Source organism: Salinimicrobium oceani (genome assembly GCF_012037645.1).
This window is the reverse complement of the sequence record NZ_JAAVJR010000781.1, coordinates 1-418: the sequence shown is the minus strand read 5'-3', so window position 1 is coordinate 418 and position 418 is coordinate 1. Positions and strand designations below refer to the sequence as shown.

The following is a 418-nucleotide window of genomic DNA, read 5'->3' as shown; positions in this document are numbered from 1 at the left end:
AAAGAATCAAGATTTGCTCCAAGACTTGAGATACAGAAACTTTTGTCGGCACTTATACCTGCATAACTGAAAAGGGCCAAAGGCAATTTGTCAACTGTTATTGTAAATTCTGCAAAAACGGATTCGCAGCCATCGTCCGCGGTGTCTACTGTATTTCGAATAACAAAAGTTCCTTCTGCGCTTTCTTTTAAATCTATTTCCCCTGTAATAGGATCTAGATCCAAAACAGCATCAGCCGGAGTTGCAGTAAAGCTAAATGCGCCCTTAGTTGCATTTGTAGCCATGACAGGATTAAGAGTTTCTTCTATTTGGGGATCTGAACAAAATTCTGTAGAAGAGTAAGTGAAATCCGGAATTGGCTTGTCGCTAATTGTTATTGTGAATTCAGCTGTAACCGGCTGACAACCGTCTTCTCCTT

At 40.4% G+C, this 418-nt stretch carries 1 protein-coding gene; it reads right to left on the bottom strand.

Annotated elements, in window-relative coordinates; translation table 11 throughout:
* The coding region (locus HC175_RS19375; RefSeq protein WP_168139773.1) for a hypothetical protein at positions 1-418 on the bottom strand (418 nt) is incomplete at both ends.